The sequence below is a fragment of the Sphingopyxis alaskensis RB2256 genome (assembly GCF_000013985.1).
Lineage (GTDB): Bacteria > Pseudomonadota > Alphaproteobacteria > Sphingomonadales > Sphingomonadaceae > Sphingopyxis > Sphingopyxis alaskensis.
In genome coordinates this window covers 2,935,269-2,951,636 of record NC_008048.1, presented here as the reverse complement: position 1 = coordinate 2,951,636, position 16,368 = coordinate 2,935,269, and the positions used below count along the sequence as shown (strand labels likewise).

The 16,368-nt window shown below is 67.3% G+C and carries 12 protein-coding genes and 1 other annotated feature; of the genes, 1 reads left to right on the top strand and 11 read right to left on the bottom strand.

Annotated elements, in window-relative coordinates:
* Complete coding sequence (locus SALA_RS14195) at positions 1-423, bottom strand: ester cyclase (protein ID WP_011543058.1); 423 nt, start codon at positions 421-423, stop codon at positions 1-3.
* A gap of 136 nt (positions 424-559) precedes the next feature.
* On the opposite strand from SALA_RS14195, the gene SALA_RS14190 reads away from it, so the two are divergent.
* A complete protein-coding gene (locus SALA_RS14190; RefSeq protein WP_041383404.1) occupies positions 560-3,319 on the top strand; it encodes a [protein-PII] uridylyltransferase in 2,760 nt (919 codons plus the stop codon).
* Between the two features lie 12 nt (positions 3,320-3,331).
* Here SALA_RS14190 and SALA_RS17550 read toward each other — a convergent pair whose 3' ends face one another.
* The 10 genes from SALA_RS17550 to SALA_RS17230 form a co-directional block, all read right to left on the bottom strand.
* Complete coding sequence (locus SALA_RS17550; RefSeq protein ID WP_011543056.1) at positions 3,332-3,670, bottom strand: TraR/DksA family transcriptional regulator; 339 nt, start codon at positions 3,668-3,670, stop codon at positions 3,332-3,334.
* Positions 3,671-3,677: 7 nt separating this feature from the next.
* Positions 3,678-4,529, bottom strand: a complete 852-nt coding sequence (locus tag SALA_RS14180) for a universal stress protein (RefSeq protein ID WP_011543055.1) — start codon at positions 4,527-4,529, stop codon at positions 3,678-3,680.
* Between the two features lie 13 nt (positions 4,530-4,542).
* Positions 4,543-6,027: a SulP family inorganic anion transporter gene (locus tag SALA_RS14175; RefSeq protein ID WP_011543054.1), complete on the bottom strand. Its 1,485-nt coding sequence runs from the start codon at positions 6,025-6,027 to the stop codon at positions 4,543-4,545.
* Positions 6,028-6,109: 82 nt separating this feature from the next.
* Positions 6,110-6,162, bottom strand: a sequence feature (sul1 is cis-regulatory element that is thought to sense ions involved in sulfur or methionine metabolism; They are found in Alphaproteobacteria).
* A 91-nt stretch (positions 6,163-6,253) separates the two neighbouring features.
* A complete protein-coding gene (gene pheT / locus SALA_RS14170; RefSeq protein ID WP_011543053.1) occupies positions 6,254-8,650 on the bottom strand; it encodes a phenylalanine--tRNA ligase subunit beta in 2,397 nt (798 codons plus the stop codon).
* A complete protein-coding gene (gene pheS, locus SALA_RS14165) occupies positions 8,647-9,744 on the bottom strand; it encodes a phenylalanine--tRNA ligase subunit alpha (protein ID WP_011543052.1) in 1,098 nt (365 codons plus the stop codon). Before pheS ends, pheT begins: the two co-directional genes overlap by 4 nt.
* Before the next feature lie 139 nt (positions 9,745-9,883).
* Positions 9,884-10,357, bottom strand: coding sequence for a helix-turn-helix domain-containing protein (locus SALA_RS16960; protein WP_192807426.1), 474 nt, complete (start codon positions 10,355-10,357; stop codon positions 9,884-9,886).
* Between the two features lie 49 nt (positions 10,358-10,406).
* A complete protein-coding gene (locus tag SALA_RS17235; RefSeq protein WP_049754675.1) occupies positions 10,407-10,691 on the bottom strand; it encodes a hypothetical protein in 285 nt (94 codons plus the stop codon).
* Positions 10,692-10,729: 38 nt separating this feature from the next.
* Positions 10,730-14,008: an error-prone DNA polymerase gene (locus tag SALA_RS14155; protein WP_011543050.1), complete on the bottom strand. Its 3,279-nt coding sequence runs from the start codon at positions 14,006-14,008 to the stop codon at positions 10,730-10,732.
* Complete coding sequence (locus SALA_RS14150) at positions 14,005-15,555, bottom strand: Y-family DNA polymerase (RefSeq protein WP_041383402.1); 1,551 nt, start codon at positions 15,553-15,555, stop codon at positions 14,005-14,007. The genes SALA_RS14155 and SALA_RS14150 overlap by 4 nt, the downstream gene beginning before the upstream one ends.
* A complete protein-coding gene (locus SALA_RS17230; protein WP_041383401.1) occupies positions 15,446-16,246 on the bottom strand; it encodes an ImuA family protein in 801 nt (266 codons plus the stop codon). The genes SALA_RS14150 and SALA_RS17230 overlap by 110 nt, the downstream gene beginning before the upstream one ends.
* Between the last annotated feature and the right edge of the window lie 122 nt (positions 16,247-16,368).

The following is a 16,368-nucleotide window of genomic DNA, read 5'->3' as shown; positions in this document are numbered from 1 at the left end:
TCAGCCCAAGGCGAGCTGTTGCTGGATCGCAGCGAGGTCGATCCAGACATTTTCCCGCGCGATCGCACCGTTGGGTCGAAACTGGACGACGTGCAGCAGGCGGAACGACAAGGGGCGGTTGCCGCCGGCAATGCCGAACGGCCGGCCCGGCGCGCGGCCGCTCCACTGCGATTCGTCGATCAGAAAATCATCGCCATAGAGGCGACGGATCGTCGTCACCCGGCCGTCGGCAAGATCCGAGAACAGCGCTTCGTAAAAGCCTCGTGCCGCCTCGCGCCCCTCGGTCGCGCCGGTCGGGGCGCCGACGATGTCATGCTCGACGTCCTCGGCAAGCGTCGCGAGCACGCCCTCGACATCGTCACGCATTTCAAAGGCGAAATGCTCATCCATTATGCGGTCCATCGTCGCACGGCTAAGGGTCATCGTCGGCGCTCCCATCGGAATCGAAGAAAGTTGGCCGAGCTTTTAATGAGATTTTTGTCTCATTAAAAGAGTAAAATCTCACTTGGCGATGCACGGACACTGGCGCTGGCGCGGCGGGCACCCTAAACAGGGGGCGATGGCCCATCCCTTTCACTCGCTTTCGAACTGGCGCGCGATCATCGACCGCCGTGCGCTTGCGGGACAGCTCGATACGATCGCCGCCGAAACACAGGATGCGGCCGCGCGCCGCCGCGCGATGGTCGTGCTGCTCAGAGCGGCGCTCGAGGACGGCCGCGCGGAGGTCGAGCGCCGCCTGCTCGCGCATCCCTCGTCGGGGCGCGTCGCGGCGCAGACGACCGCTTTCCTGATCGACCAGCTCGTCCGGCTCAGCCACGACTTCACCGTTGAGCATCTTTACCCGGCGAACAACCGCTCGGCGGGCGAGCGCATCACCTTGATCGCGGTCGGCGGCTATGGCCGCGGCGAAATGGCGCCCCACAGCGACATCGACATCGGCTTCCTCACCCCGTTCAAGCAGACGAGCTGGACCGAACAGGCGATCGAGGCGCAGCTCTATACGCTCTGGGATCTGGGGCTGAAGGTCGGCCATTCCAGCCGTTCGCTCGACGAAATGGTACGCGCCGCCAAGGATGACCTCACCATCCGCACCGCGCTGCTCGAAGGGCGCTTCATCTGGGGCGACCGCGAGCTTTACGATCAGGCCGCGGCGCGCTTCGACGCCGAGGTGGTCGCGGGCAATGCGCGCGCCTTCGTCGCCGAAAAGCTTGCGGAACGCGACGAGCGCCACAAACGCATGGGGGATTCGCGGTACGTCGTCGAACCCAATGTGAAGGAGGGCAAGGGCGGGCTGCGCGACCTCCACACCTTGTTCTGGATCGGCAAGTTCATCCACCGCGTACGCACGGTGCCCGAGCTGGTCGATGCCGGGCTGCTGACGGCGCGCGAGCTCAAGCAGTTCGCGCGCGCCGAAAATTTCCTGCTCGCGGTGCGCTGCCACCTCCATGTCCTCGCGGGCCGCGCCGAGGACCGGCTGACCTTCGATTTTCAGCGCGAGATCGCGAGCCGCATGAAATTCGCCGACCGCCCCGGCAAGAGCGCGGTCGAACGCTTCATGCAACTCTATTTCCTCCATGCCAAAAGCGTCGGCGACCTGACCGGCACCTTCCTTGCGCATCTCGACGACCAGATGGCGGCGCGTGGCCGCCGCTTCCTCCCGTCGATCCGGCGGCGGCCGGGCAAGCTCAATGGCTTTGTCCTCGACCGTGGCCGCCTCGCGCTGCCGTCGGACGATTTTTTCGCCGCCGACCCGGTGCGGCTGATCGAGATTTTCGCGCTTGCCGACAAGCACGGTCTTGAAATCCACCCGCAGGCGATGCGTCAGGCGCGCCACGACGCGAAGCTGATCGAGACGCAGGGCGTACGCCGCGACGCGCGCGCCAACGCGCTGTTCCTCGACGTGCTCACCAGTCCGCGCGACCCCGAAACGGTGCTGCGCTGGATGAACGAGGCGGGGGTGTTCGGCCGCTTCGTGCCCGATTTCGGCCGCGTCGTCGCGCAGATGCAGTTCGACATGTATCACCATTATACCGTCGACGAACATACGATCCGCGCGATCGGGCTGCTCGCCGACATCGAACAGGGGCGGCTGAAGGAGGACCACCCGCTTTCGACCGCGATCATGGGGCAGATCCATTCGCGGCGCGTCGTCTATGTCGCGGTGCTGCTGCACGACATCGCCAAGGGGCGCGGCGGCGACCACAGCGTGCTCGGCGCCGAACTGGCTTTGCGCGTATGCCCGCGGCTGGGTTTGAGCGAGGCGGAGACCGAGACCGTGTCATGGCTCGTGCGCTATCACCTGCTCATGTCGGCGACCGCGTTCAAGCGTGACCTCGCCGATTTCAAGACGATCCTCGACTTCGCGCAAATCGTGCAAAGCCCCGAACGGCTCCGCCTGCTGCTCGTCCTCACCGTCGTCGATATCCGCGCGGTCGGCCCCGGCGTGTGGAACAGCTGGAAACGGCAATTGCTCAGCGAACTCTACGACGCGGCCGAGGAAGTGCTGCGCCTCGGCCACAAGCAGAAGGGCCGCGAACAGCGCATCGCGAGCAAGAAGGAAGCGGTCGCGGCGCAGTTCGGCTTCGACCGCAAGACGTTCGACAAGGTGGCAAAGCGCCTGCCCGAAAGTTACTGGATCGCCGAGCCGGTCGAGGTCATCGCCGCCAACCTCGTCCATATCCGCCAGGCGGGCGACGCACCGCTGCACATCGCCGCGGTCCCCGACGATGACCGCGGCGCGACGCTGGTGATGGTACTTGCGGCCGACCATCCGGGGCTCTTTTATCGCATCGCGGGGGGCATTCATCTGGCCGGCGGCAATATCATCGACGCGCGCATCCACACGACGCGCGACGGCCTCGCGCTCGACAATTTTCTGGTGCAGGATCCGCTCGGTCGTCCCTTCGCCGAAACGGGGCAGATCGCCCGGTTGACCCGCGCGATCGAGGACGCGCTCGCCAACCGCCAGAAACTGCTTCCCAAACTCGAAGCCCGCGCCCTCCCGCGCACTCGCGCCGAGGCGTTCCGCGTCGCCCCCAATGTCTTCGTCGACAACAAGGCGTCGAACCGGTTCACCGTGATCGAGGTCAATGCGCAGGACCGCCCCGCGCTGCTCAACCAGCTCGCCTATGCGCTCTTCCAGTCGAAGGTCACGGTCCACAGCGCCCATGTTGCCACCTATGGCGAACGCGCGGTCGACACCTTTTATGTCACCGACCTGATCGGCGACAAGATCGACAGCCCGGCGCGGGTCAAGACATTGGAGAAACGCCTGCTGGAAGCGGCAACCAGTCAGAGCGAGGAAGTGGTGGCGGCTTAGGCGCCGGAGAAGTCAGGTTCCGGCAGCGCAGGCGATGCAGGTCGCGACCGCCGGGTTGTTTCGCAGCCGTGCCTCGGCAATCGCCTCGCCGCAGGCCAGGCAATAGCCGAACTCGCCCGTCCCGATCCGCGCGAGCGCGGCCTCGATCTGGCGTCGCTGACGGACGCGCCGTTGCTGCTGCGCAAGCGCCATCGCCTGCATCTGCATCGCGTCGATGCGCGACAGGCGCCCGACGCTGTCTTGCTCCAGTTTTACCGGCGCCGTCGCCTCGCGGCTCAGTGCATCCTCCTCATCGAGCGCGCGGAGCCGTGCTTGCAAAAGGTCGCGGGCAGTGTCGGGCGACAGCGGCATCGCGGGGTCAGCGGAACAGCAGCACCGGGATGGTGCAGGACCGGATCATCTCGGTCGTCGTGCTACCGACGAGCATCGTGCGCAGCGGGCCGTGACCATAGGCACCCATGACCAGCATCTTTGCCCCGCGCGCCTCGATGTCGAGCGCGATCACCTCCTCGGGCTTGCCGTCGATCAGGCTGACCCGCGCATCCTTGTGCATGACCAGTATCTCGCGCGCCCATTTGAGGTGCGACTGGTTGCCCGCACCGTCGCGGCCCGCCATCACCACATGCAGTTCCGCGTCGGCGAACAGCGGCGAGGTCGCGGCATAGACGAGCGCCTTGCGCGCGCTCGGCCCGCCGTCGAAGGCGATCGTCACCGTATCGGGGGACGAAAAGGCGCGCGACGCGACGAGCACCGGCTTTTCGCTCTGGCGCACGACGCGCTCGACCTTGCTGCCGAGATGGCCGCGGGCAAAGTCGGCCGACGCGCCGCGCTTGCCGATCACGACGATGTCGGCGTCCGCCTCGCGCTCGACGATCGTTTCGATGATCCCGCCGTGGCGGTGCGTCGTTTCGATGCGGTCGAAGCCCTGTTCGGCAAGATGCGCCTTCGCCGCCGCGAGCAGCGTGCGGCCCTGTTCCTGCGCCAGCCTGCTTTCGCTCTCGTCGATCCGCACAAGCTCTTCGAGCAGCGCCGACTTGGCGCCAAGCCCGACCGCGCCCGACAGGTCGCGCCGCGCGGCGACGGCATCCTTGCGCTGGATGACATGCAGGATTTCGATTTCCGCCGCCAGCCGCCGGGCGGCCCAGGCGGCATGGTCGATCACGCTCGTTGCATAGAGCGAGGCATCGATACAGGCCAATATACGGGTCATGTCCTTCTCTCCCTCAATGCGCGGCGAGGCGCGCTTCGGCGTCGGGCTTGTCCGAAATGCCGAAGCGGTCGATCATCGTCGCGCTGGCTTCGTTGAGCCCCAGCACTTCGACCGTGGTGCCTTCGCGGCGCAGCTTGATCACGGCCTTGTCGAGCGCGGCGACCGCCGAAATATCCCAGAAATGCGCGTCGCGAACGTCGATCACGACCTTTTCGATCACTTCGCGGAAATCGAACGCGGCCAGGAAGCGCTCGACCGAGGCGAAGAAAATCTGGCCGGTGAAACGATAGGTGCGCGTCGAGCCGTCGGTCGACAGGCTGGTATCGACCGCAAAGAGGGCGCGCACCTTGCTTGCGAAAAAGATGCCCGACAACAGCACGCCGACCAGCACGCCCTTGGCAAGGTCGTGCGTCGCGACGACCGCGACCACGGTGGCGGCCATCACGACCGAACTGTGCCAGGGGTTGGTGCGCAATTCCTTGACCGATCGCCAGCTGAAGGTGCCGATCGACACCATGATCATCACGGCGACGAGCGCGGGCATCGGGATTTGCGCGACGAGCGGGCCGAGCACGACGATCAGAAAGAGCAGGAAGGTGCCCGCCACGAAAGACGAAAGCCGTCCGTCGCCGCCCGATTTCACATTGATCACCGACTGGCCGATCATCGCACAGCCGCCCATGCCGCCGAAAAAGCCGGTGACGAAATTGGCGATGCCCTGACCCTTCAGCTCGCGCGGCTTGTCGCTCGGCGTGTCGGTCAGATCGTCGACGATCTGCGCGGTGAGCAGGCTTTCGAGCAGGCCGACCGCCGCCATCGCCAGCGAATAGGGGAAGATGATCGCGAGCGTCTCGAAGGTCAGCGGCACTTGCGGAAGCGCGAAGAAGGGCAGGGCGGAGGGAAGCTCGCCCATGTCGCCGACGCGGTTGACGTCGAGATTCCAGTAGATCGCGGCCGCGGTCAGGACGACGATCGCGACCAGCGGCGACGGGATCGCCCTGGTCAGGCGCGGCAAAAGATAGATGATCGCCAGCGCCGCGGCGACGAGCGGATAGGTCATCCAGCCGACGCCGATTAGCTGCGGAAGCTGCGCCATGAAGATCAGGATCGCGAGCGCGTTGACGAAGCCGGTGACGACCGACTTGGAGACGAACTGCATGAGGAGGTCGAGGCGGAGCAGGCCGCCGATGAACTGGAGCACACCCATCAGGATCGTCGCGGCGAAGAGATATTCGACGCCATGCGCCTTGACGAGCGGGACGATCAACACGGCGATCGCGGCGGTCGCAGCGGAGATCATGCCGGGCCGCCCGCCGACGAGCGCGATGATGGCGGCGATCGAGAAGGAGGCGTAGAGCCCGACCCTGGGATCGATCCCGGCGATGATCGAAAAACCGATGGCTTCGGGAATCAGCGCCAGCGCGACGACGATCCCCGCCAATATATCCCCGCGCGGATTGGACAACCAATCGCGGCGAAGCGATGAAAGGCTTGGCATATTTTCTGTTCTTGCAGCGGCATCGCCGTTCGGACCGGTGGGAACGATGGAGATGCTCCGTCACGGGAGCGGCTTTGCCATGGGTTGTCCCGGGGATAGGCGCCGGGCCGAGCCACCCGGCGAGCCGGGTCCGGTGGATGCGCCGACGCCCTTAGCCGCGTCTGCGGGTCAGGGCAAGCCCGCTATCGCCCGCGCGGATGGCGCAGCGCGCGATACGCCGCCCGGCTTATCCCCGCAGCACCGCCCCGACCTTCGCCGCGGCTGCGACCACCTTGTCGGCAATCGCCTTCAACTCGGCATCGGTGAAGCTTTTTTCCATCGGCTGCAATTCGACCTCGACCGCCAGGCTCACCTGGCCCTCGGGCACGCCCTGCCCGGTGAAGCGGTCGAACAGGCGGGCATCGACGATGCTCGCCTTGTCGGCACCGCGGATTGCGCGGACCAGTTCGGCGGCGGTCAGGCTGGTCGGGGCCAGAAACGCAAAGTCGCGGCGCACCGACTGCAAGGCCGGGGGCGCGAATGCCGCGCGCGCCGGGCCGCTGGCGCGCTTGGCGGGAATGGCATCGAGGAAGATCTGCACCGCCATCGCCGGACCGCCGACGTCGAAATGGCGCGTCAGCGCGGGGTGCAGCGCGCCGAATTCGGCGAGCACCGCCTTGGGGCCGAGGCGCAGGGTGGCCGACTGGCCGGGGTGCCAGATGCTGCCTTCGCTCACCGCGTCCATCACCTGAAGGCGCTCGGCGGGGGCGCCCGCGGCGTCGAGCAGCGCCAGCGCCGCGGCTTTCGCGTCGAACGCATCGAAGGGCGCGGCCTTGCCCGCCTGCCATCCGCGCGCGCGCTTGTCGCCCGCCATCAGCACGGCGAGTGTCGGATGCTCGGCATCGGACAGGTAGCGGCGGCCGATTTCGAACAGGCGGATGCTGTCCGCGCCGCGCTTCTGGTTGCGTGCCGCCGCGGCGAGCAGGCCGGGGAGCAGCGACGGGCGCATGACCTTCAACTCTTCGCTGATCGGGTTGGCGAGCGACCAGTCGCCGCCACCGAAGGGCGCGGCTTCCTGTTCGGAAATGAAGCTCCACGTCACCGCTTCGTGAAAGCCGGCTGCCGCGGCGGCGCGTCGCACACGGCGTTCGAGCAGCTGTTCGGCGGTCGCGGTCGGCTTGGCGACGCCATCGGCGCGCGGCAGCGCCACCGACGCGATCGTATCGAAGCCGTGGATGCGCGTGACTTCCTCGACCAGATCGGCCGCGCCATCGATGTCGCGCCGCCAGCTCGGCACCTGGACCCGCCAGCGGCCGCCCTGTTCGATGACGGTGAAGCCCAGCGCGGTCAGGATTTCCTTCTGCCGTTCGGGCGCGATGACGACACCACCGAGCGTCGCCGACAGCGCGGGGTCGTAATCGACCGTCTTGACCCCGACGGGCGGCGTGCCCGCGCGCGTGACCGTCGACGGGGTGCCGCCGCAGATCGCCAGCACATGCGCGGTGACGATCGCGGTCGCATCGTCGAGGAACGCCGGATCGACCCCGCGCTCGAAGCGACTGCGCGCATCGCTCGTCAGGCCCAGCGCCTGTCCGGTCAGCGCGATGCGTTCGGGGGTGAAATAGGCGACCTCGATCAGCACGTCGCTCGTCGCCGCGCTGCACCCGCTATGCTCGCCGCCCATGATGCCCGCTATGTCGTGGACGCCGCGGTCGTCGGCGATCACCGTCATCGTGTCGGCGAGCGTGTAGTCCTTGCCGTTCAATGCGGTGACCGTTTCGCCCGCCTTGGCGCGGCGCGCGACGAGCGGACCGCTCAGCTTGGCGCGGTCATAGATATGGCTCGGGCGGCCGAGGTCGAACATCACATAATTGCTGATGTCGACGAGCGCCGAGATCGAGCGTTGCCCGACCGCTTCGAGGCGTCGGCGCATCCATTCGGGGGCGGTGCCGTTGGTGACGCCGCTGATCGTGCGGCCGTAGAAGGCGGGGCAGCCTTCGGGATCGTCGGTCCGGATCTCGGTCGCGGGTGCGCCGTCGCCGGTGATCGTCGGGACGTCGAGCGGCTTCAGCGTGCCGAGCCCGGCGGCGGCAAGGTCGCGCGCTAGCCCGCGCACCCCCATGCAATCCTGCCGGTTCGGGGTGATCGAAATGTCGATCACCGGGTCGCCCGCGCCGCGGTAATCGGCAAAGCTCGCGCCGACGGGCGCGTCTTCGGGAAGTTCGATGATCCCGTCATGGTCATCGCCCAGCTCCAGTTCGCGCGACGAGCACATCATGCCGTTCGATTCGACCCCGCGCACCGCCGCGACCTTCAGCGCCATGCCGCTTGCGGGCACGACCGCGCCGGGCAGGCCGAGCACGCCGACCAGCCCCGCGCGCGCATTGGGGGCGCCGCACACGATGGTCAGCGGCGCGCCGGCGTTGACTTCCGGGCCCGCCTCGACGGTCAGCACCTGCAACTTGTCGGCCTGCGGATGCTTCTCGGCGGTCAGCACCCTGGCGACGCGGAAACCGGCGAGCTTGTCGGCGGGATTCTCGACGCCTTCGACTTCGTGGCCGATGCGGTTGAGGGTGGCGACGACATCTTCGACGGTGAAATCGCCGTCGAGGTGGTCTTTTAACCAGTCGAGGGTCAGTTTCATGCCGAAATCCCCCCGCTCAAAGTCGGGACGCTCAGCGCGCCGAACCCGTAATGCGCGAGCCAGCGGAGGTCGCCGTCGAAGAAGGCGCGCAAATCGTCCATGCCATATTTGAGCATCGCGAGCCGGTCGACCCCGACCCCGAAGGCAAAGCCCTGCCACGCGTCGGGATCGAGCCCGCAACTGGCGATCACGCGGCGGTTCACCATGCCGCTGCCCAGCAGCTCCATCCACGCATGGCCCTCATCATCGCCGTTACCGCCGACGATCCGGCGCCCCTTTTCCTGCTTGTAACCGACATCGACCTCGGCCGACGGTTCGGTGAAGGGGAAATAGCTGGGGCGTAGCCGCAGCACGATGTCGTCGCGCTCGAAATAGGCTTTCAGGAACGTCTCGAGCGTCCATTTCAGGTGCCCCATATGGATGCCGCGGTCGATGACGAGCCCTTCGACCTGGTGGAACATCGGCGTGTGCGTCGCGTCGCTGTCGCTGCGATAGACGCGGCCGGGGGCGATGATGCGGATCGGCGGTTCCTGCGTCATCATCGTGCGGATCTGCACCGGCGAGGTGTGCGTGCGCAGCAGCATCGCGTGGCTTTCGGCATTGCTGTTCGGGAAATAGAAGGTGTCGTGCATCGCGCGCGCGGGGTGCGTTTCGGGAATGTTGAGCGCGGTGAAATTGTGCCAGTCGTCCTCGATCTCCGGCCCCGTCGCCACCGCAAATCCCATGTCGGCGAAGATTTCGGCGAGTTCGTCCATCACCTGGGCGACCGGATGGACGCTGCCGCGGGGGGCGGCATCGGCGGGCAGGGTCATGTCCAGCTTCTCGGTCGCGAGCCGCGCCTCGAGTTCGGCGGCCTCGATCGCCGCCTTGCGCTCCGCGATCGCGGCGGTCACGCTCTCGCGCAGCGCGTGGATCGCGGGCCCCTTCGCCTGCCGTTCGTCGGGGGTCATGCCGCCCAGCGTTTTCAGGAGCGCGGTGATGCGACCCGCCTTGCCGAGTGCCGCGACGCGCACCGCCTCGATCGCTCCGGCGTCGGCCGCGGCGTCGATGTCGCGCCGCAGTTGCGCCTCGATGGCTTCCATGTCGCTCATCATCATTCGTCCCGTTCCGGCGGCGCTGTCGCGGCCGGCCTAATGCCACATCGATTGCAAGGATAGGCGGCTGCCCGCGCGTCCGTTTGCAGCCGCTTGCACCGAAGCCGCGGCACGGGTCAAGACCGATGGTGCTTGCAGCCTATCCTGCCGGTCTGTGCAGTCCCTGCACCGGTGCCCCCGCCGCCGCGGAGCGGGCGAAGGCCGCGGCGCCCAGGATCGGCTTTGGGCGCGCGGCATAGGCGCGCGGGCCCATACCCATGAACCGCTGAAAGTCGCGGGTAAATTGCGCCTGATCATAATAATGATGATCCATCGTGTCGATCCACGCCATCGACGGGTCGAGCATGAAACGCCCGAGCGAGCGCAGGAAGCGCTGGCGGCGGAGCAGCAATTTGGGCGCGAAGCCGAAAGCGCGCAGGCTCAGCCGCTCGACCGACCGTTCGGACAGGCCGATCCGCGCCGACAGGTCGGCGACACCCGCCGCCTCATCGTCGACGAGCGCACAGTGTGCCGCAACGATGGCGGGATCGTCGGGTGGTGCCGACGCCAGCAGCGTGCAGAGATGCGCGTCGATCAATGCTGCCGCAACCTCCGCGTCTTTGGCGTGCGGCAAGGCGTCGGCAAGCGGCGCAAGGGCGGCGAAGGCCGGATGGCTGGCGCCGTCACAATATCTGTTGGCCAGCGCAGCCGCGGGAATCCCAACCGGCGGGCAGGATGCCGATCCCCCGGACACGCATGGTGCCGGCGGAAAAATAGGTCGCACGGCTGGTCGGGCCGGTCACGACGAAGCGCGGCGCGTCGGCCACTGGCTGCCCGCCGATCGCGACCGCCGGCACCTCTCCGTCGATGAAACGGATATTGGCCCATTCGGGGTGCAGATAATCCTCGATCCGGCGGGCGTCGGTCAGGATCACTTCGGTCAGATATACAGCACGCCGCTCTCGCATGCGCTTTTTTGCGCATGGCGGGCGGGGATCGGCCGACTTCAGTGGAAATCGCGCGATTTGGGAAGAATGCGCACGTCGCGCGGATGACCGTGGCGCTGCGCATGGCCGCGCGGATATTGCGGATGTTTCACCTCGTCGGCGCGCGCGAGATCGGGATCGAAGCGCCGATCGGCCCCCAGCGTATCGAGCATCGCCGTGCGGTCGGCGATGCGCGTCGCCATCAGGTGGATGACGCCCTCCTTGCTCCGCTGCACCTCGCCTTCGGCGAGCATCAGCCGCGACGCCATGACGGCGCGGCGATAACGTTCGAAATGGCGCGCCCAAAGCAGGATGTTGACGATCCCGCTCTCATCCTCGATCGTGATGAAGATCGCATTGCCCTTGCCGGGGCGCTGGCGGATCAGCACGACGCCCGCGGTGCGGACGATCGCGCCGTTTTTCGCTGCCGCGACCTCGACAGCGCTCAGCACGCCGGCGCGGGCGAAATCGCGGCGCAGAAAGGCCATCGGATGGCCTTTGAGCGACAGGCGCGTCGTCTGATAATCGGTCAGCACATGCTCGACCATAGGCGTCGGTGGCAGCGCGGCATCCTCCTCATGCCCCAGCTCGTTCGCCCCGGCCGCGCCGAACAGCGGCAGAACCCCCTGCCGCACGCGCCGCGCCTCCCACAGCGCGGGGCGGCGATCGAGCCCCATCGAGCGGCACGCATCGGCCTCGGCGAGCAGGCGCAGCGCGCGGGGCGGCAGCTTCGCGCGGCGCGCGAGGTCCTCGACCGAGGCGAAGGATGTGGTGCGCGCGGCGACGATCTGATCGGCCCATGCTTCGCGGAACCCGTCGACCTGCCGGAAACCGAGCCGCAGCGCGAGGCTGCCGTCCGCGCGCCGCTCGAGGCCGTTGTCCCAATGGCTGGCGTTGACGTCCACTTCGCGCACCTCGACCCCATGCTCGCGCGCATCACGCACCAGCTGGGCGGGGGCATAGAATCCCATCGGCTGCGAATTGAGCAGCCCGCAGGTAAAGACCGCGGGATGGTGGCATTTCAGCCACGATGACACATAAACGAGCTTGGCAAAGGACTGGGCGTGGCTTTCGGGAAAGCCATAGCTGCCGAAGCCCTCGATCTGTTTGAAACAGCGCGCCGCGAAATCGGCTTCATAGCCGCGGCGCACCATGCCGCCGATCATCTTCTCCCTATATTGATGAATCGTCCCGACGTTGCGAAAGGTCGCCATGGCACGGCGCAGCCCATTGGCTTCGTCGGGGGAAAATCCGGCGGCGACGATCGCCAGCTTCATCGCCTGTTCCTGAAAGAGCGGCACGCCCTCGGTTTTTCCAAGCACCGCTTCGAGTTCGTTCGCTTCGGCACCGGCGCGCAGCGGCAGTTCGGGTTTTTCCTCCTTGTTCCGGCGACGCAGATAGGGGTGGACCATATCGCCCTCGATCGGTCCCGGCCGGACGATCGCCACCTGAATGACCAGATCGTAAAACTTGCGCGGGCGCAGCCGCGGCAGCATGTTGATCTGTGCGCGGCTTTCGACCTGAAAGACGCCGATGCTGTCGCCCTTGCAGAGCATGTCGTAGACGACCGGGTCCTCCGGGGGGACCGATTTGAGATCATGGTCGCCAAGCCCGTGCAGCCGCATCAGGTCGAAACATTTGCGAATACAGGTCAGCATTCCGAGCGCGAGCACATCGACTTTCATCAGCCGCAGCTCGTCGAGGTCGTCCTTGTCCCATTCGATGAAGGTGCGCTCCGCCATCGCCGCATTGTGGATCGGCACCGTCTCGTCGAGCCGGTCCTCGGTCAACACATAGCCGCCGACATGCTGCGACAGGTGGCGCGGGAAGGTCAGCAGCTGCGCGACGATCCATTGCAGCCGCGCCATATCGTCCTGTTCGGGATCGAGGCCCGCTTCGACGAAGCGTTCGACCGGCATTTCGCTGCCCCAGCTGCCCCAGCTCGTGTCGGCGAGCCGCGCCGTGACATCCTCGCTCAGCCCCAATGCCTTGCCGACCTCGCGCACCGCGCTGCGCGGCCGGTAGTGGATCACCGTCGCGGCGATGCCCGCGCGGCGGCGGGTATGGCGGCGATAGATATATTGCATCACCTCCTCGCGCCGCTCATGTTCGAAATCGACGTCGATGTCGGGCGGTTCGCGCCGTTCTTCGGACAGGAAGCGCGTGAAGAGCAGATTGTTCGCGATCGGATCGATCGAGGTGATTTCGAGCAGATAGCAGACGAGCGAATTGGCCGCCGACCCGCGCCCCTGGCACAGGATCGGCGGATCCTGCGAGCGGGCATATTTCACGATGTCGTGGACGGTCAGGAAGTAGCAGGCGAAGTTGCATTTGCGGATGAGCGAAAGCTCTTCGTCGAGCACCTCCTGCCAGCGTTGCGGCAACCCCTGTGGGTGGAGCCGGTTCGCGGCATCCAGCACCATATGTTCGAGCCAGCTTTGCGGATCCCAGCCTTCGGGAACGGGCTCGTGCGGATATTCATATTCGAGGTCGCGCAGCGAAAAACCGATGCGATCCAGAATCCGGATGCTTTCATCCACCGCCGACGGGCAGGCGCGGAACAGCCGCCGCATTTCCTGCGGCGACTTCAGATGACGTTCGCCATTGGCGCGCAGCAGGCGCCCGGCCTCGTGAAGGGTGGTGCCCTCGCGGATGCAGGTGACGACATCGTGGAGCGGCCGCTGTTCGCGCGTGGCGTACAGCGCGTCGTTGGTCGCGAGCATCGGAATGCCGACGCGGTCGGCCAAAGATTGCAACCGGGCGAGATGGCGGCGATCGCTCCCCTCCCTCGGCATCGTCGCGCCGAGCCACAGCGCGTTCGGTGCGATCTTTTTGAGGCGGCGCAACACGGCCTCGTCCTTCTCGCCCGCCATCGCGATCAGGATCATATCCTGGCAGTGGATCAGCAGATTTTTGAGTTTCATCACGCATCCGCCCTTGGTGGTGCGGCGATTGCCGATGGTGAGCATCCGGGTCAGGCGCCCCCAGCCGTGGCGCGTGGTCGGATAGGCGACGATGTCGGGGGTGCCGTCGTCGAAGACCAGCCTGGCGCCGACGACGAGTTGGAAAGGCGGCAGTTCGATCCCCTCTTCGGCGGCGTCCTCGTGCAGCTTGCGCAAGCCGGTCAGCGCGCGCACCACCCCCGCGACGCTGTTGCGGTCGGCGATGCCGATACCGGACATGCCAAGATCGAGCGCCTCCTTCACCATCTCGGCCGGGTGCGAGGCGCCGCGCAGAAAGCTGTAATTGGTCGCGGCGACCAGTTCGGCGAAGCCGGGGCCGAAGCGGTTTTCACTCATGCGAAGACCCCGTGGATATACCAGCGCGGATCGGGCTTTTCGTCGTAAAGCCCGTGCCGAAAGAGCCAGAAGCGGCGGCCCTGTGCATCCTCGACGCGGTAATAGTCGCGCGTCAGTCCGCCATTGTCGCGGCGGCGCCACCATTCGGCGGCGATGCGCTCGGGGCCTTCATAGCGGCGGATCGCGTGCAGGGCGCGGCGCCAGCGAAAGCGCTGCGGCGGACCGTCGGGCACCTCGGCGATCACCTCGATCGGCTGCGGCGGGTCAAAGAGATGGAAGGGGCGCGTCGGCGGCTCGCCGGGGTCACCCGCCTGCCAGGGCAGGGGCGGCGGCGCGTCGATCGCGGGCAGTTCGAGCTGTGCCTGCTCGGGAATATGCGTGTCGGCCGGACGCAGCCGCCGTACCCGCCCGCGCCCCAGCCGTGTCGCGAGCCGGTCGGCGAGTTCGTCGATCGCGGCCTCCTTGGCCGTACCGCCTTCGAGCTTGAGCTGGCTCGCTCCAAGCGCTTCGAGCCGTGTCACCGTGAGGCGGATCATGTCGAAACCGAAACCGGGGTCGAGCGGATCGGCGAGGCTGTCGATCCGCTCGGCGAACAGGCGCATGACGAGGCCGACGTCGCGCGTCGGATGGCCCGTCTCGATCGCGATGCTGCGCGCAAGGCCGTCGCTGCGAAAGAAGGTCGCGCCAAAATGGCGCCCGCCCTTGCCACGCTTGACGAGGGTTTCGATCGCTTCGCCGGCGAGTTCGGCGAGCATCTTGGCGGCGTGCGCCGTGCTGCCGAGCGGTTCGGCGAAACGGCGCTCGGCAGCGACGGGGGGCGGCGTGACGCGCGGGTCGAGCGGGCTCGGCGCGTCGCCCAACATCCGACGCAGCGCCATCGCGGCGTCGGCGCCGAAGCGCGCGGCGAGATTCGCCATCGGGCGGCTTGCAAGGTCGCCGATCGTCTTCAATCCCGCGCGCACCAGCGCGGTCGTCGCTTCGGCTTCGAGTTCGAGCGCGGCGACAGGCAGGCGGCGGATCGCCTGCGCTTCGTCGGGCGCGGGGCGCGCCTGATAGCGCGCGAGCGCGCGCGCCGCATCGGCGGTCGGGCCGAGCGCATGGCGGAGCGTCATGCCAAGGCGCGCGAAGCGCATCTCGACATCGGCGACCAGTCCGGCCTCGCCGCCGAAAAGATGCGCGGCGCCCGCGATGTCGAGGATCAGCCCGTCGGGCGCATCGAGCGCGACGAGCGGCGTATAGCGCGCGCAGCCCTGTGCGAGCCGGTCGAGCCAGGCCTGGTCGAGCATCGGATCGTGCGGAACGACCGCAAGTTCGCCCGCCTGCGCGCGCGCATCGGCAAGCGGCATGCCGGGACGCAGCCCGACCGCCAGCGCCGCCGCATCGACGCTCGCAAGACGCATCGCGCCGCGCTGCTTCGCGGCAAAGACCAGCGGTGCGTCAGGCGGCTTTGGCGCCGTGCGAAGCCATCGCTCGGCGGGCAGGAAGGGGAAGAAGAGCGCCAGATAGCGCCGCGTCCCCGACGCCTTGCCCAAAACTTTGTTCGTCATGGTTCCAGTCCAGTCGCCAGCGCGCGCCCGCCGCGCCGCTGCGCCAGCGCAGCAATTCGAGGTCGAAGGCCGGCGCGCCGGGCGCATTGGCTTCGAGCGCGTGCGAGGCGGCGGCGGCGACGCTCCAACGCGTTTCGGCGACGCTCGGCGCAGGCGCGGCGCCCAGGCGGAGCATCAGCAAGGTGGTGCCGGCATCGCGCGCGCCGAGTGCGAGCCGTCGCCCCGCAGTCAGATCGAGCAGCGGAAGTCGCCCCCAGCTTTCGACGATCACCGCCGCCGATCCCGCGCAGCGAATCGCATCGCTGGCGCAGGCGAGCAGCGCCTTGGAATCGCCCGTCTCGACCAGCAGCAACCGGTCGGGATCGCCGCCGAGTTCGGCGATGCCAGGGGCATAGATACGCCCCGCTCTCCTGCCCGCATCGACGGTGCGCAGCCAGATCAGCGGTGCCTTGCCGGGGGTGCGCAGCGCCAGCAGCGCGGCGAAGGCGGCGGCGCTGGTTGCGTCGAGCGTGTCGGCAGCAAAAAATTCATGGGTGCGCCCGACCGCAAGCCCCCCGCCGAGCGCGTCGTCGAACGGGGCATGACCGCTTGCCAGCCAACCCGCGGCCGGACGGCCTGGCAAACCGCCATCGGCGGCGATCCGGGCGATGCGCTGGCGCAGCCCGGCGAGAAGGTGGGACGACTCGCGCATTGTTTGTTCCTGTTATGTTCCATTAGGGCTTTGGCGGCAGCGTTTGTCAAGGCATCGGGCGCGTCATTATGGTCCTGCCCGGCGGCGGTCTGGATCTTGACGGGCGGATCGTCGGTCTCCAC

What these genes read in the sequence shown, in the direction of transcription:
- SALA_RS14195 (WP_011543058.1), bottom strand. Translation starts at nt 423, where the DNA reads ATGACCCTTAGCCGTGCGACGATGGACCGCATAATGGATGAGCATTTC.
- SALA_RS14190 (WP_041383404.1), top strand. Translation starts at nt 560, where the DNA reads ATGGCCCATCCCTTTCACTCGCTTTCGAACTGGCGCGCGATCATCGAC.
- SALA_RS17550 (WP_011543056.1), bottom strand. Translation starts at nt 3,670, where the DNA reads ATGCCGCTGTCGCCCGACACTGCCCGCGACCTTTTGCAAGCACGGCTC.
- SALA_RS14180 (WP_011543055.1), bottom strand. Translation starts at nt 4,529, where the DNA reads ATGACCCGTATATTGGCCTGTATCGATGCCTCGCTCTATGCAACGAGC.
- SALA_RS14175 (WP_011543054.1), bottom strand. Translation starts at nt 6,027, where the DNA reads ATGCCAAGCCTTTCATCGCTTCGCCGCGATTGGTTGTCCAATCCGCGC.
- pheT (WP_011543053.1), bottom strand. Translation starts at nt 8,650, where the DNA reads ATGAAACTGACCCTCGACTGGTTAAAAGACCACCTCGACGGCGATTTC.
- pheS (WP_011543052.1), bottom strand. Translation starts at nt 9,744, where the DNA reads ATGATGAGCGACATGGAAGCCATCGAGGCGCAACTGCGGCGCGACATC.
- SALA_RS17235 (WP_049754675.1), bottom strand. Translation starts at nt 10,691, where the DNA reads ATGCGAGAGCGGCGTGCTGTATATCTGACCGAAGTGATCCTGACCGAC.
- SALA_RS14155 (WP_011543050.1), bottom strand. Translation starts at nt 14,008, where the DNA reads ATGAGTGAAAACCGCTTCGGCCCCGGCTTCGCCGAACTGGTCGCCGCG.
- SALA_RS14150 (WP_041383402.1), bottom strand. Translation starts at nt 15,555, where the DNA reads ATGACGAACAAAGTTTTGGGCAAGGCGTCGGGGACGCGGCGCTATCTG.
- SALA_RS17230 (WP_041383401.1), bottom strand. Translation starts at nt 16,246, where the DNA reads ATGCGCGAGTCGTCCCACCTTCTCGCCGGGCTGCGCCAGCGCATCGCC.